The following is a 16,555-nucleotide window of genomic DNA, read 5'->3' as shown; positions in this document are numbered from 1 at the left end:
GATGTCTGTACTGGCGGTCATCGTCATCATCATCGCCACGATGTCTGTACTGGCGATCGCGATTATCCCATTCTTGATCGCGTTGTTTCTGCTTGCCACCGACTATATTTCTGAACATATCCTCTATTCCCATAATTTTCCTCCTGAGTTGGCGAATTTCTTTATTTGGGGTCACTTTAGTAGTTTGTCTAATGGTTGTAGCGAATAAATCTTCCAGCAGGTATAGATAAAAATAAAATTATCCCCCACTTTGGGAGTGCTGCAAACTAGTGATAAAGTATTTTTAACTACCTCCTAACTGTAGTGAATTTAATTAATTTAGTAGTCAGTTTTTCAACTTAGAATTTTGAATTGTTTATGTCTAACCTGCCACCACTTAATACAGAAACAATTTGGGCAATTCTTGACGATAAACTTGATGATGCCACAGTCAACCAGTTGCTATGGCATTATTTAGGCTATCGTTATGACTCTTCAATTGCACAATGGGACACCAGCTTAGTTGCACCAGAATGGCAAGATGAGTACCCACAACCACCAGATTTTCTTGAATCTCGCCCTGCAACAGTCAAGTTGACTCGTTCCATTCCTGCTGAAAATAAACAAATGCTAAAAGAAAAACTGGGTTTCAAAGGTTACAAAATTGGGGAATTTGGGCCTCGGCAAACTCGCAGGGCAACGGCAGCAAATTGGTTGTTAAGTTATCTGCAAAAAACTAGCGGCAAAATTGAGTAATCCAATACCGCAGATATTTAGCAAACAATCTCTTATCCTTACTAAATATCTGCTATTTAAAAACTTAAGAAAAAGCCATTAATCTATCCGTTCTAAGAGGTTGTTTGAAAAGTGATGGGCTGTGATTTTAATTGCATTGTTACCCCCCTTAGTCCCCCCTTATAAAGGGGGGAAACAAGAAAAATCCGGTTCTCTCACGCCACATGCTTCAAGTCGGGCGTTGCCCGCCCAACGCAGTGGCTCCCCTTTATAAGGGGAGGGTTAGGGTGGGGTAAAAAAATATTTGATAGATCAATCGTGACTTTTCAAACATCCTCTAATTTTACACTTTGAGTTCAATAGCATTTTAGGCTTAGTAGTATTACGAGCCTAAAATGCCTGACGTTGAATTTGATATTAGTAAAAAAATATGATAGACAGTCAAAAAATATTAATCACAGTAATTCTTTACAATTTTATTGATAAATTCATCCTGAAGATAGAAGCGCTGGTTACATAATTCTTTCTGTAGAGCGATTTGCAAATTCAATTGAGCATCCGAGAATACTTCTATCAACCCTTGGTATTACAAACACTTCTATGGCAAAGCCAATTGAATTTAATTTATTTGCACCTTATAACAAAGGAGTAGCATTAATTGGTTCTTTTTCTGATTGGCAAGAAATTCCAATGGAAAAAGGTGATGATGGTTATTTTCGTACAAGTGTTGAACTAGAAGACGGCGTTTATAAATATAAATTTCGCGTTCAGTCAAATTCATGGTTTTTTGAACCCGAACAATGGGTTGATGTTACAGATCCTTATGCAACTGATATAGATGAACAAAGTGGAAAAGATGATGGTATTATCCGGGTCAAAGATGGGCAAAGGATTACCGATACTTATGTTTGGCAACATGATGACAAACCTTTACCTGCTGACCACGAATTAGTAATTTATGAATTGCATGTCGGTGACTTTTCTGGTGGCGAGGACGACCCTTATGCACGAGGCAAGTACAAACACGTAGTTGAAAAGTTAGACTATTTGTGCGAACTAGGAGTCAATGCTATTGAGTTGATGCCACTTAAAGAATATCCTGGTGATTATAGTTGGGGTTATAACCCTCGTCACTTTTTTGCAACAGAATCAAGTTATGGTTCTACTGCTGAGTTAAAAAATTTGATTGATGAGTGTCATGGCAGAGGCATTCGTGTAATTATTGACGGAATTTACAACCACTCAGAAGCATCTGCTCCTTTAACACAAATTGACCACGATTACTGGTATCATCACGAACCTCGTGACCCTGATAATAATTGGGGGCCTGAGTTTAATTACGAACATTATGATGAAAAATTAGATATTAAACCAGCCTGGAAATTTATTGGTGATACAATTCGTTTTTGGATTGGAGAATTTCATCTTGATGGTATTCGCTATGATGCGGCGCGGCAAATTGCTAACTACGACTTCATGCACTGGATTGTTCAGGAAGCCAAAAACACTGCTAGCATGAAGCCTTTTTATAATGTTGCCGAACACATTCCTGAAACTACCAGCATTACCAATGTAGATGGGCCGATGGATGGTTGCTGGCATGATAGTTTTTATCATTGCATTCTAGAACACATTTGCGGTGATACGTTTGATTTAGAGCGTCTCAAAGATGTGATTGACTGCAAGCGCCAAGGCTTTTTGGGTGCTACCAATGTAGTAAATTATCTCACTAACCACGACCATAATCATGTGATGGTTGAACTGGGGAACCGTGAGATTTTTGACGAAGAAGCATTTCGCCGGGTCAAATTAGGAGTAGCCATCCTAATGACTGCTGTTGGTGTGCCTTTGATTTGGATGGGAGAAGAATTTGGCGAGTATAAACCTAAACAACCTGAATCATCCAAAATTGATTGGACACTGTTAGGTAACGATTTAAATCGTGGTTTATTTGAATCATACAAAGGCTTAACTAATCTGCGTAAAAGCAATCACGCTCTCTACACAGAAAATATCGATTTTATCCACGAAAATCCGGAAGCAAAAGTATTAGCTTATACTCGTTGGAATGATGAAGGTTCTCGTGTAGTCGTAATTGCAAATTTCTCCGAAAATTTTCTAGGAGGCTATCAAGTTCCTGACTTTCCTAGCGCTGGGACATGGCACGAGTGGACAGGCAATTATGATGTCGAATCTGGTGAAGATGGCATCGTAATTGACTTGGGACCATACGAAGCTAAAGTGTTTGTATGGCAGTAATGATATACACTACTACTAAGTCGGTAGTCCAATAAAAAAGAAAAGGGGAAATGTTTTCCCCTTTTTTAGTTATAATTTAACTCGTTTACAGTCTAATTAGAAATTTGTCAAGCAGAAAATAAGCTATTTTAAAATTTCATTGGTTTGTGTTACACTTTTGAGTTGAAGTGCGTCTATAGAATTGCCAAAGCATCCCCCATGCACAACAAATTCTTTAATAGTAATATAGATAACGCTAACATTGAGAACGATCGCATTTTATTAACTCCCAATGAAGTAAAGTCAAAATTACCTTTAACACAATTAGCCGAACAAAGAGTCTTAGCATATAGGCAGGAAATAGAAGATATCCTGGATTTTAAGGATCGTCGGAAATTTATAGTAGTTGGCCCATGCTCAATCCATGACCCAAAAGCAGCACTCGAATATTCTGAGAGATTAAAAATCTTGTCCGAGCGAGTCAAGGATAACTTGCTACTAATTATGCGAGTGTATTTTGAAAAACCCAGAACAACTGTAGGCTGGAAAGGGTTAATTAATGATCCAGATATGGATGATTCTTTTCATGTAGAGAAAGGTTTATTAATTGCACGGGAGCTACTATTAAAAATTACAGAGTTGGGATTACCTGCTGGCACAGAAGCACTAGATCCAATCATCCCTCAATATATCAGCGAACTGATTACATGGTCTGCCATTGGCGCACGCACAACTGAATCACAAACTCACCGCGAAATGGCCAGTGGACTTTCGATGCCTGTAGGTTTTAAAAACGGTACTGATGGCAATATTCAAGTAGCTTTGAATGCTCTACAATCAGCTGGGAACCCGCATAGTTTTCTGGGAATTAATCAAAACGGTCAGGTCAGCGTTTTTCAAACTAAAGGTAATGGCTACGGTCACGTAATTTTAAGAGGTGGTAGTCAACCTAACTTCGATCCAGCAAATGTCAAACTGGTAGAAGAGAAATTAAAACAGGCAAATTTACCACCGAGAATTGTTATCGACTGTAGCCACGGAAATACCAATAAAGATTACAAATTACAAGGTGCTGTCTTAGAAAATATTATTCAGCAAATAGTGGATGGTAATACATCAATTGTTGGCATGATGCTAGAATCGCATTTGTATGAAGGTAGTCAACCGATTGCTGGGAAACAAGAAGAATTAAAATATGGTGTTTCTGTAACTGATAAATGTATTAGCTGGGAAGAAACCGAAAAAATTATTTTGGCTGCTCACGAAAAACTTAAATGAGAAGTCAGAAGTCAGAATTCAGAATGCGATCGATGGGGATTTAGAGGATATTTGTTAAGTATTAATGTATACTAATAAACTCCGCTCTATTTCTCTTACTGTTTCAGCAACGGTGTACGCGCAAATTTCAAAACCTGCTCTACATTAGCTTTAATTTGCTAGGGTGCGTTAAATCTAAAGTCCATAACGCACGAAAATTTATGACGGTGCGTTAGGCTGAGGCGATAATACACCCGACAAAGCTGGAAAATACCCAAGTGGTGGCGACGTAATTTATTTATCGAGAGAAGAGTTTCAGATTTGCACTGTCGTGTCAGCTTCTTACAAGGTAAGGGAATTCAGTCGTACCAAATCAGTAGAAGTCGAATCCCTAACTGAAGGGCTGCCTCCTACCATCTTTTAAGATATACCCAAGATAGATGTAATAGTATCTAATATGTGCTAATTACTCAATACTACCAACTGAAGGATTGAAAATGAGTATTTTTCTACATAAAATTAAAAATCTAAAATTAAAAATTGGTAACACTGATGGTTAGGAGTGTTAGAGTTTCAAGAAATTCACCGAAACTTTTCAGCGGGTATTCATGCTGAAGAAACTACAGAAAAAGCAAATTTCGATAATTGCGGGTGCAGCACTGCTTGCCTTTTTAACTGGGGCAATGGTATCAGCACCTGAGATTGGCAAGTCTCTGGGAAAATGGCTCAAACTAAGTCAGAATCAAGCAGAGCAAAGATCGGACGGTAGTGTTGCCAAATCAGCTGTCTTTGGGCTGATATCGCAATCGCTGCCAGAACGGGCGGCAAAACTAGCAACGATCGCTGCCGAATCGCGATCGCCCGATCGCAATCGCGCTCGTTATCTTTTGGCGAGTGATTATATTGAAAGAACCCAAGGGCAAAAAGCTCTAGTTTTACTCGAAGGACTAGAGAAAGACTATCCGATCCTCGCACCATACATTTTGCTCAAACAAGCCCAGGCAGAGGATTTGCTGGGCGAGGACGGCAAAGCCTCGGATCTCAGGCAAAGGGTGCTAAAACTGTATCCCAAAGAACCGGCCGCAGTCAAAGCGCTATATCTGATTGCTCAACCAAAGCAACAAGAAACTGCGATCGCTCAATTTCCTTCCAATCCTCTAACTTGGGAAATTATCCGCAAACGCTTGCAAGAAAATCCCAATCAGCCACAATTACAATTGATTTTGGCTAAGTATGCCTACGATCAACCAGGCATAGTGGGCGTTTTGGATCAGCTAGCAAAACAGACTACCCTCAAACCCGAAGATTGGGAACTTATTGGTACTAGCTATTGGGAAAATAGTCAATTTCCCAAAGCGGCTAATGCTTACGCCAAAGCACCCAAAACATCGCGCAACCTCTACCGGACTGCACGGGGTTTACAGGTAGGAGGCAAAGATAAAGAAAAAGCAATCGCCACCTATAAACAATTAGTGCAGGAATTTCCCAATAGTGAGGAAACTGGGACGGCACTACTGCGTTTAGCAGAAACCGCAAAAACACCTAAAGACGGCTTACCCTATCTTGATCAGGTAATTAGTAAATTTCCCAAACAAGCTGGTACTGCACTGGCACAAAAAGCCAAAACCCTCCAAACTCTCAAGGATCAAAAGTCAGCTAGCGCGGCGTGGCAATTACTCATAGGTAAATATGGTAACTCTGACGAAGCAGCAGAGTATCGTTGGAAAATCGCCCAGGATAAAGCCAATGCCAAAGATTACGTCGGTGCTTGGCAATGGGCAGAACCAATCGTCACTAATAACCCCAATAGTATTTTGGCTCCAAGAGCAGGCTTTTGGGTAGGTAAATGGGCGGCTGCACTGGGGAAACAGCAAGAATCTAAAACTGCTTATGAATATGTGATTAGCCAGTTTCCCTACTCTTACTATGCATGGCGAGCCGCGACAATGTTAGGGCTAAATGTCGGCAACTTTGACAACGTGCGCGTCATGAACCCGGAAGTAATCGCACCCCAGCGTCCATTACCGCCTGCTGGTTCTGAAACTTTCAAAGAATTGTATCTGCTAGGTCAAGACCGCGATGCCTGGTTACAATGGCAAACAGAATTTCAGAACAAAATTCAGCCAACGGTAGCAGAGCAATTTACTGAAGGGTTGATGCGGCAGGCTAGGGGAGAAAATCTCATCGGAATTGACAAAATTTCTAAATTGGAAGACCGAGAAATACCAGCCGAACTTGCCCAATATCAGACTCTAAGTAAACAAATCACCTACTGGCAAGCGCGTTATCCATTTCCCTATCAGCGAGAGATTGAAAAGTGGTCTGTTGACCGTAAACTTAATCCTTTGCTAGTAACTGCTTTGATGCGTCAAGAGTCACGGTTTGAACCAAAAATCAAATCTGTCGCTGAAGCTACTGGTTTGATGCAGGTGTTGCCGAGTACAGCTAAATGGATCGCCCCACAAATCAAGGTGGATTTCAAAACAATAAGTTTAGAAAATCCCAACGATAACATCATGCTGGGTACATGGTATTTGGGTCATACCCACGATCAATATAACAATAACTCTTTGCTGGCGATCGCTAGTTACAATGCTGGCCCCGGCAATGTCTCCAAATGGTTGCAAACTCTAACTACAAAAGATCCAGATGAGTTTGTTGAAGAAATTCCCTTTGATGAAACTAAAAACTATGTGCGGCAAGTATTTGGCAACTACTGGAATTATCTCAGGCTTTACAACCCCGAAATTTCTGGCGTAGTGACAAAGTACTCGACCACACACCCACAACTACCAGCGCGATAATCTGAGAAAGTTATGAGTTGTGAGTGTTGAGTTCAAACAATTTTTTAATTCAAAGTTCACAACTCATAGTGATCTCTGTTTAGCTAATTACTAATAGGTATTACCTTCAATCCTAACTACAATACTGTTATTACAGCCATAAATGCTGGTACATTGAAGCTGGGCATAGGTAATAGCAAAGCCTGGTCAAAAGCATCACATTTACCCAGATTAACGATGTGCCATTATTGACAGTTGAAGATCGGAAATAACTTGTCATCTGCTGGAAATGGGGTTAGGAAACACAATTTTTGCAGAGGCGATCGCTAATAGCTTGAGTTGATTACACCTATGGCGTTAATATATCTTAATGTATTTAGTATTGCTTTTTTAGCGCCCCAATGGAGTTAACCTCAAAAGAATTTAAGTCAGAACTGATATTAGAAGTTCAAGCCTGCCTGCAATTAGCAGTTCCTTTGGTAATTACTCAAATATTAGAAGCGGGCATTCCTCTATTGGATGGGGTGATGATGGGCTTACTTAACAGCCAAGTTTTAGCTGCGGGTGCTTTAGGTGCTGTTACCTTTTCTACCTTAGCTTCCGTTTGTCGTTCTGTTCTTTCAGCCGCGGGTGTAAGTGTCGCCAATGCTTTTGGTGCAGGAAAGATAGACCAAGTGAATCGTGCTACTGGTCAAGGAATTTGGTTAGCCGTGACGATGTGCTTACCTGTAATGTTTATCATTTGGCACTTTGACTATATCCTGCTGCTAACTGGTCAAGAAGAAAGCAATGTATTATTAGCTCAAACATATTTGCGGTCTATTGTTTGGGGTTTTCCGGCCGCACTCGGTTTTTGTATCTTAAAAGAAGTTAGCTCTGCCCTGAATCGGCCCCAATTTTTAACAGTAATTACGGTAGCTGGACTATTATTAAATGCGGTTGCTAATTACGTGCTAATGTTCGGTAAATTTGGTTTACCAGCCCTTGGTTTAGCCGGTATCGGTTGGGGAAGCACACTCATTTTTTGGCTAAATTTTATCGCTGTCGCCAGTTGGATTTGCTTTGATAACTACTTTAAAGACTATCAGCTTGACTGTGCTTTGCATCAGTTCGATAAAGATATGTTTATAGATATCTTCCAAACTGGGTGGTTTTTGGGGTTGCAGTATGGAGCAGAAATTGGAGTATTTACTGCCATTGCTTTAATGATGGGATGGTTTGGAACAGAGACGTTAGCAGCACATGAAATTACCGTCGAGACAGAAAGTTTTGTCGAAACAGTGTCTATAGGTATTTCCTATGCCGTCACGATGAGAGTAGGACAGTTGAGGGGACAAAACGATCTCAAGGGTGCAAGCACAGCCGGATTAGTCTGCATTGCGCTTGTTACTCCTTTTGTAAGTATTGTGGCACTAATTTTTTGGCTGTTTCCCAACTATATTGTGGCAATGTATTTGGACACCAGTAATTTAGATAATATCGAGATAGTTAAAACGGCAAGTTCTTTCCTGGCTGTTGGGGCAATAGTCCAAATATTTTATTCTATTCAGACTATTGCTGCTGGTGCTTTAATCGGCTTGAAAGATACCAAAGTGCCAGTGTTAATTACTATGTTCGCCTACTGGATAGTAGGTCTAGGCGGGGGCTATCTGATGGCATTCACTTTCGGCTGGGGTGCTATAGGTTTATGGTTGGGTTTAATACTAGGGCTATTTATGGGTGCAGTGCTTTTAACTGGGCGTTTTTATCTTTTGACTTCTGAGATTGAGTCTGGTTGACTAAAGACGACTTGAGGACAACGAGAATTGGGGACAAGGGTAAAGACTTGTTGTAAGTTCTGACTTAAGTCACCTTGTCCCCTTGTTTCCTCTGCTCCCCTGCTCCCCTACTCCCTACCAAGTCGTGCATAGTCTCAACAATGCCCACTTCTCATTACTGGTTAGAAGGTCTAAGTCTATCCCGCCAAGATGGTTGTGACGATGAAGAACCTGAAGAACCAGAACTGTTTGCGGGAGGCAACTCTCGCCGACTTCTTCTAGACCGGGGTGAATCAGATTCTACTCTTCTAGAACGTCGCCGTGGAGTAGATGATTCTGAAGAGGAGTTACTAGAACTTGATTCGCTGCGAGCGCGCCTTCTCCGTCTTGGGGTATAATCGCTTGCTTGCTGTGTTTCTTGAGAATAGCTTCTCCTTCTTCTACGTCTCCTAGATGAACCACTCTCCTCAGAATTAGAATTTCTCGCTCTTTCCCCTTCTGAGTCATCATCATCTTTAGAGGCAATAGAACGATTCAGCACTTGTTTGGGCTTGATGGACTGGGCTTTGATAGTGCCTTTGCGACCGTCTAACTTGGGTCGTTTGGGAAACTTTTCTACAGGCATCCCCTCTACCGCTTTTTCCATAAATTCGCGCCAAGTGTAAGCAGCACTACTACTACTGCCATAAGTAGGGCGGTTGTCATCGTTACCTAGCCATACCCCTGTCACCATCTGAGGAATGTAGCCAATAAACCATAAATCGCGGGCTTCGTCGGAGGTGCCGGTTTTGCCTGCAACTTGTCTATTAGCTAATTGGGCAGCACCACCAGTTCCCGCTTGGACGACGTTGCGTAGCATCCAAGTCATGATGGCCGCACTGTCAGCGTCAAGGACGCGTTTTGACTTGAAATTAGCTGACCAGATGACTTTGCCTTGGCGGTTGAGGATGCGGGTAATACCATGAGGTTCTGCGTGCAATCCCTGAGTCGCAAAACTGCCATAGGCGCTGGTCAACTCTAGCAGATTGACTTCATTTGAACCAAGAGCCAAGGAGTAGGTGGGCTTGAGTTCAGATTTTATCCCCATATCATGGGCAAGTTTAATCGTTGGTGTAAATCCCACATCAATCAACACCTTGACTGCAATAATATTAACAGAGCGGGTAAGTGCATCTCGGATGTTCATTGAACCCCGGAAGTTTTCACTATAGTTTTTCGGTTCATAGCCATCTACGACAAAGGGTGCATCCTCGTAGCTATCGTAGGGGCTTTTACCGGTAGCGATCGCAGTGGCATATACAAACCCTTTAAATGTCGATCCTGGCTGCCGTTGTGCCTGGGTAACTCGATTAAACTGGTTTTTACCAAAGTCTTTTCCCCCAACCATTGCCTTAATTTCACCATTTCGGGGGTCTATAGCCACCATTGCCGCTTGCTTAAAGTTTTCCCAGCGTCCTTGATTTCGCAGGGTTTTGGCAACCGCCTCTTCTGCAACTTTCTGCCAAGTCGGGTTCAGCGTAGTTTCTACTACTAGACCTCCACTTTTTAACACATTAGAAGAAACGTACTTCGGCAATTCTTTTTGGATATAGCTGGTAAAGTAGGGTGATTCTATTTCCAGTCGCTTAGGTAAACTGGTTTTGAGGGTTAATGGCTCCTGAACGGCTGCTTGCCTTTGCTCTGGTGTAATTACTTTATCTTCTTGCATCCGTTGCAATACCAAGTTCCGCCGCCGTTTCGCCGCTTCGGGATTTTTGTCTGGGGCGTATAAACTAGGAGCAGGAGCTAATCCAGCGATTGTAGCCATTTCTGCAAGGGAAAGCTGGTCTGGCGTTTTACTAAAATATACCCAGGATGCATCTGCCACACCATAAGCTCCAGATCCCAAATAAACCAGATTTAGGTAACGTTCTAAAATCTGATCTTTGGTTAATTCTTGCTCCATTTTTTGGGCAAGGCGGACTTCCTTGAGTTTGCGCCAGATTGTCTGCTCTTGTTTCAAAAACAGAATCCGCGTTAGCTGTTGGGTGATGGTACTACCACCTTCTACCACACCTTGCGATCGCAAATTATTCAAACTCGCTCTGACAATCCCTTGCGGATCGACTCCATTGTGTTGCCTAAATCTTCTATCTTCTGAGGCGATAAAAGCTTTTTTTAAATTATCTGGTATTTGTTCTAGCTGTAGCTGTTCTCTGGCCGTTTCACCTTGTTGTTGTAATATTGTGCCATCAGCAGCTTTTATGGTCAGTGTTTGCTCTCGCAACACAGCATTCAACTCGGACTGATCTGGCAAAGTCCGATCTATTAAACTGATGCCGTAGATCGAGGCAGCTATCCCACCACCAATACCTAAACCTGCCCAAAACCAGAAGCGGCGATAGAGTGGTTTAGCGCCAGTTGCCCGATTGACCCTTATCTTAGATGGTAAAATTTTCATTTTGCTCAGTAACTGCCTCGTCTGCGCCAGATGTGCTGGTGGTAAGCTCTCATTCGTTCCTCCTCGTCCAGAGTCACTCAAATTAGTCGGTCTTCGCTTGAACCAGGAGGTAAGCTTCCCCACGTCAGTTCCTCGCTCACTCAAAGTAGTAAGCAATTATAACCACCATCAATCAACTTTGGGGTTATAGCACTACCATTGTGTTAGTATAATATCCTATAAATAATTAACTGAATTCACTAGAAAATAATGTTTTTTAAATTTGGTTAATTTAGTTTTGTAAAAAATGTTGCAGTTTTGATAAATACTGCGAATCTAAAAACTATTGACAAGTATCCGCACAGACAGCCCGAAAACGGCTTATTTCAGGAAAATATAATGTCCACATCGGGCTACGACGAAGCAGAGCTAAGACGAAGCGCCGTTGCTCTTGGTAGTAATATTGGCGATTCTCAGACAATTTTATCAGCAGCTATCGAGACTTTAGCCCAAACGCCAGGTATTGTTTTAGAAGCCAGATCCCATTGGTATCAAACCAAAGCTGTCGGGCCACCACAGCCAGATTACCTCAATGGCTGCGTCACATTGCAGGTAGAAATACTTCCCCAGCAGTTATTAGAAATTTTGTTGAAAATTGAACACCAATTTGGGCGCGTGCGTCAGGAACGTTGGGGGCCACGAACCCTAGATTTGGATTTGTTATTATATGATGACATTATTTTGGACACACCAAATCTCCAAATTCCCCATCCACGAATGCGGGATCGCGCCTTTGTGTTAGTCCCACTGGCAGAAATTGCCCCAGATTGGATAGAACCAGTTTCCGGGTGTGTGATTAAAGAGCTGCTGAAAGAGGTAGACTGTTCTGATGTACATTTATGGATGGACAATTAAAATTACCATCCTTAAAAGCAGAAGAACACTGATTTTGCCTCTGTATTCACAGATAATCAGATTTTACTATGCCATTAGGTAGAGAATTACCACAACTGCTCAGACAACGCCTGTTTCATAAAGGACGCAAGTTTGATTTTGAAGTTAATCGCTTGCGTTTGCCGAATAAATCGGAAGGAGAATGGGAATGTATTCGTCACCCTGGCGGTGCCCTAGCTGTACCAGTGACAGCAGAAGGTAAACTTATACTGGTGCGCCAGTATCGTTTTGCAATTCAGGGACGGATATTAGAATTTCCGGCGGGGACATTGGAAGGAAAAGAAGAGCCTTTAGAAACAATACAACGTGAAATTGCCGAAGAAACTGGCTATAGTGCCCAAAAATGGGACAAATTAGGCGAATTTTTCCTAGCTCCTGGCTATTCTGATGAAATTATCTATGCTTTTCTGGCACGAGATTTAGAAAAGCTGGAGACACCACCACCACAAGATGGAGACGAGGATATCGAAACTGTGTTTATGACTCCTGAAGAATTAGAAAAAGCTATTCTGGGGGGAGAGCCGGTAGATGCTAAATCAGTTTCTAGCTTTTTTCTGGCGCGTCCGTTTTTAATTTAATACTCTTTCCTTATGCTGCTAGAGTTAGCGATCGCAGATGCTTACGGTGCAGGTTTTGAATATGCAGACGAAACGATCGCTAACAACGATTTGAGTCGATACGTGGAACATCCGCGTTTTCGACTCAATCCTGGCAGCTACACCGACGATACCCAGATGAGTATTGCCATTGCGGAAGTGATTGTCGCTCAAGCACCGTGGACGCCAGAAGTTTTAGCCGATAGTTTTGTTAGAGCTTTTAAACGCGATCGAAGAGAAGGTTATGCTCGAAGATTCTACCATTTTCTATTAGAAATTCAGGATGGGGAAGAGTTTTTAACGAAAATTAACCCTGATAGTGACAAAAGCGGGGGAGCAATGCGTGCAGCACCCATTGGCATCTATCCCACACCAGAAAAAGTCATTGAGGCGGCAACAATTCAAGCGGCAATTACCCACAATACAACCGATGGGATCAATGCTGCTGTTGCGGCTGCCTTAATGTCGCATTATTTTATCTATCGACTGGGAGCAAAACGCAAATTAGGACGGTTTCTGGAAGGTTATGTATCTGGAGAGTGGAATAAACCGTGGGAAGGTAAAGTCAAGTCCAAAGGCTGGATGAGTGTCAGAGCAGCGATTACTGCGGTGATGCGAAATGACAGTATGAGCGAACTTTTACAAGATTGTATCGCTTTTACTGGGGATGTAGATACAGTAGCTGCGATCGCTTTGGCTGCTGGTTCTTGTAGCGAAGAAATTACACAAGACATTCCCAATCATCTTGTCGCAGGGTTAGAGAATGGAGCTTACGGTAGAGATTACCTGATAGAACTGGATAAGCAGTTAATGAGTTTGGTGGGTAAAAAGATCGGCTAAATCTAATACATCAAAGTAGTTAAGTTCAGATGCTCAAAAGGCTATATTTTAGTGTTTAATTTTAAGTTAGATAATCGAAAGCATATTTCAAGCCAACCAAGCCAAATTGATGAATCATACTCTAGCTTCTACTTTAGGAGAACTACAAACAAAAATATATTGGCTCCATGATGCTGAAAAATTTGCTGAATTGGCAGAAGCAGCAACTAAAATATATATTAAACTTGGATATGACCAACAAAAAGCAGAAAATGTTGGTCGTTTAATTAGTGAAGCCTATCAGTTATCTGATGATGCTGATTTAGCATACAAGGCTGGAGAAATTGAAAAAGAAATAAAATTTTATAATCAAGTAAAAGATAAATTTATAGAGATTGAGGCTATATTAGGTCTACAAAAAAATATAGCTGAACATCAAACCAAATGGTGGATACATTTTCGCCATAGACAGAAACTTCAAGTTATATATCACCTATTTTGGCAACATTTAAAACCTTTGGGCTTAACTTATTTATTTGTAGCTCTACAACTAACATATTATATGTTAAAGATATGCAAAGGTCATAATTTGCGCGATATAGAAATAACTCAAAAAAATGCTACAAAATATTGGATGCAATTATTGAAATGTAAAATTACCAAATATCCATATTTAGGTTAATTTGATATTTTGTAAAATATTTAAAGAAGCAACGCCTAACGTTTTGTAGATAAAGTGGTTTGATAAATTAACCTTTTTGGACGAATTGCGCGTAAATCATGGTTTTGTTTGTATTGTTGCAGTTGATAACCACTTTTTTAAGATTCTTACTCATTTCCTACGTAGTCAATAAAGCTGAAAATTTCTGTAATCCTCAAAGACTCAGCTAGTTTTAGTGTCAAATAGCTATTTGTTTAGTATTTAGCCATCCTTCTATATTTGCAGATATATATCGAGATAAACACTCTTATACATAGAAACATATATTTCTTATATAACCTAGTTTAAATATCAATTTATACCTTGTCTTCTTCAACAAAAAGCTCCATGATTGATTGAGAAAGCCCAGAACTATAGGTTGGTTAAGTTAATAAGTATGCCAATATACTTCATAAATATTTCCGATGCATAACAAGAAAATATCTGATATTTATCTCAAATTTACTTAGGTTGGAGTTTGATTAACTCATGCTAGAAGGATGGATTCAAATTGCATTAACGCTACTAATTGTGGTAGCAATTACTCCTGTTTTTGGGCGCTATATGGCGCGGGTCTACCTAGAGCAAAGTACTTTTCTCGATCCGATTTTGAATCCGGTTGAGCGAGTACTTTATGCTTTGGTTGGCGTTAAAACCAAAGAAAATATGACTGGCTGGCAGTATGGACGGGCAATCCTATACAGTAACGTCGCAATGGGGTTGCTGATTTTCTTGATTATTATGAATCAAGGATGGCTGCCATTAAATCCAACCAAGATAAATGCCCCAACTTGGGATACAGTACTGCATACAACTATTTCTTTTATTACTAACACTAACCAGCAGCACTATTCTGGTGAAACCTACATGAGCTATGGCAGCCAAATGTGGGGACTTGGTTATCACATGTTTACTTCTGCTGCTACTGGTTTGTCGGTAGGGATTGCCTTTATTCGGGGATTGACTGGTAGATCGTTAGGCAATTTTTATGTAGACTTAATTCGCTCGATTACCCGAATTTTACTGCCTATTTGTATTGTGGGCGCGATCGCTCTTATGGGAGCTGGTGTTCCTGAAACACTGGGGGGTGCGGTTGTATTCCCCACCTTGGAAGATGCGAATATCAGTCAAGCGATCGCTCGTGGCCCTGTTGCTCATTTTGAAATTATCAAGCAATTAGGGGAAAACGGCGGTGGCTTTTTCGCCATCAACTCCGCACACCCCTTTGAAAATCCCAATGGATTTTCAAACTTGATTCAGATTGTGGCGATGATTTCAATTCCCACGTCCCTGATTTATACCTACGGTTTATTTGCTAATAACACCAAGCAAGCCTGGTTAGTATATGGCATGGTTAGTGTGCTTTTCATCGTATTTGTCGTTATCAATGCCATTGGGGAATATAACGGCAATCCGGCTGTGAATGCACTGCTGGGTAGTCAGCAACCGAATCTAGAGGGTAAAGAAGTGCGGTTTGGTTGGGCACAATCTGCCTTGTTCGCAACAGTTACAACAGGCACGATGACCGGCGCTGTTAATAGTTTACATGACTCCTTCATGCCCAACGGTGGTTTTATTACCCTTTCCAATATGTTCCTGCAAATTATTTGGGGTGGACAGGGTACGGGAACCGCTTATCTATTTGCTTACCTGATTCTGGCTGTGTTCGCTACAGGGTTGATGGTGGGACGCACACCAGAATTTCTCGGACGCAAGATTGAGAAGCGCGAGGTTGTACTTGCTAGTTTTTTAATTCTGCTAGTTCACCCGATCGCAATTATGATTCCCGCAGGTATCGCCCTAGCGTTTCCCGATCAACTATCAGGAATTAGCAATCCCGGCTTCCACGGCTTTGCTCAAGTTATCTATGAATACGCCTCAGCCGCTGCTAACAACGGTTCTGGCTTTGAAGGTTTGGGAGATTCACAACCTTCTCCTTTGGCGATCGCTACAGGTACAGCACCAACTTTAACCGCTTTGTGGTGGAACTTGAGTACCTGCTTCAGTTTAATTGCTGGACGCTATATTCCCATCATCGGTTTGCTGTTTTTAGCAGATAGTATGTCTCGTAAACAAGCTGTTCCTTATACCACTGGTACATTGCGAACGGATACCGGGCTATTTACAGGCGTTACCGCAGGCGTGATTTTAATCTTGGGCGCACTTACATTCTTCCCAGTATTAGCATTAGGCCCCATTGGTGAAGCCTTTTTTATCGCCAAAGGTATTGGCTAAAAAGTGTAGAGGGGTAGAGGGGCAAAGGAGAGTTAGAACTTGAAGCATCTCTCTCAAAGACTCGTCCACGAGTATCAAAGACT

General features: G+C 41.4%; 11 protein-coding genes. 10 read left to right on the top strand and 1 reads right to left on the bottom strand.

Going from position 1 to position 16,555, the window contains the following annotated elements:
• Positions 1–357 precede the first annotated feature (357 nt).
• From RM049_RS05610 to RM049_RS05590, 5 genes are all read left to right on the top strand, one after another.
• Positions 358–735: a DUF1823 family protein gene (locus RM049_RS05610; protein ID WP_322703469.1), complete on the top strand. Its 378-nt coding sequence runs from the start codon at positions 358–360 to the stop codon at positions 733–735.
• Positions 736–1,299: 564 nt separating this feature from the next.
• Positions 1,300–2,973, top strand: coding sequence for an alpha-amylase family glycosyl hydrolase (locus RM049_RS05605; RefSeq protein ID WP_322674689.1), 1,674 nt, complete (start codon positions 1,300–1,302; stop codon positions 2,971–2,973).
• Positions 2,974–3,171: 198 nt separating this feature from the next.
• A complete protein-coding gene (locus RM049_RS05600) occupies positions 3,172–4,230 on the top strand; it encodes a 3-deoxy-7-phosphoheptulonate synthase (protein ID WP_322703468.1) in 1,059 nt (352 codons plus the stop codon).
• A 587-nt stretch (positions 4,231–4,817) separates the two neighbouring features.
• Positions 4,818–7,013 carry a transglycosylase SLT domain-containing protein gene (locus RM049_RS05595; protein ID WP_322703467.1) on the top strand — a complete coding sequence of 732 codons (2,196 nt, stop codon included), beginning with the start codon at positions 4,818–4,820 and terminating at the stop codon, positions 7,011–7,013.
• A 380-nt stretch (positions 7,014–7,393) separates the two neighbouring features.
• Positions 7,394–8,770 carry an MATE family efflux transporter gene (locus RM049_RS05590; protein ID WP_322703466.1) on the top strand — a complete coding sequence of 459 codons (1,377 nt, stop codon included), beginning with the start codon at positions 7,394–7,396 and terminating at the stop codon, positions 8,768–8,770.
• Positions 8,771–8,924: 154 nt separating this feature from the next.
• On the opposite strand, the gene RM049_RS05585 is transcribed toward RM049_RS05590, so the two are convergent.
• A complete protein-coding gene (locus RM049_RS05585; RefSeq protein WP_322703465.1) occupies positions 8,925–11,312 on the bottom strand; it encodes a penicillin-binding protein 1A in 2,388 nt (795 codons plus the stop codon).
• 255 nt (positions 11,313–11,567) lie between these two features.
• Between RM049_RS05585 and folK the strand changes: the two genes are divergently transcribed.
• The 5 genes from folK to kdpA all read left to right on the top strand — a co-directional run bounded on the left by folK (position 11,568) and on the right by kdpA (position 16,472).
• Entirely contained in the window at positions 11,568–12,083 is a 516-nt protein-coding gene (gene folK / locus RM049_RS05580; RefSeq protein WP_322703464.1) for a 2-amino-4-hydroxy-6-hydroxymethyldihydropteridine diphosphokinase, read from the top strand.
• A 68-nt stretch (positions 12,084–12,151) separates the two neighbouring features.
• On the top strand, positions 12,152–12,700 hold the full coding sequence (locus tag RM049_RS05575; RefSeq protein WP_322689153.1) for an NUDIX hydrolase: 549 nt from the start codon (positions 12,152–12,154) through the stop codon (positions 12,698–12,700).
• Between the two features lie 12 nt (positions 12,701–12,712).
• Positions 12,713–13,558, top strand: a complete 846-nt coding sequence (locus RM049_RS05570) for an ADP-ribosylglycohydrolase family protein (RefSeq protein WP_322703463.1) — start codon at positions 12,713–12,715, stop codon at positions 13,556–13,558.
• Positions 13,559–13,667: 109 nt separating this feature from the next.
• Positions 13,668–14,219, top strand: coding sequence for a hypothetical protein (locus RM049_RS05565; protein WP_322703462.1), 552 nt, complete (start codon positions 13,668–13,670; stop codon positions 14,217–14,219).
• A gap of 507 nt (positions 14,220–14,726) precedes the next feature.
• Positions 14,727–16,472, top strand: coding sequence for a potassium-transporting ATPase subunit KdpA (gene kdpA / locus RM049_RS05560; protein WP_322703461.1), 1,746 nt, complete (start codon positions 14,727–14,729; stop codon positions 16,470–16,472).
• The last annotated feature ends 83 nt before the right edge of the window (positions 16,473–16,555 follow it).

The organism is Nostoc sp. DedQUE04, from assembly GCF_034530995.1.
Taxonomy (GTDB): Bacteria; Cyanobacteriota; Cyanobacteriia; order Cyanobacteriales; family Nostocaceae; genus Nostoc.
The sequence above is the reverse complement of the archived record's forward strand: the minus strand, read 5'-3'. Positions and strand labels throughout refer to the sequence as shown.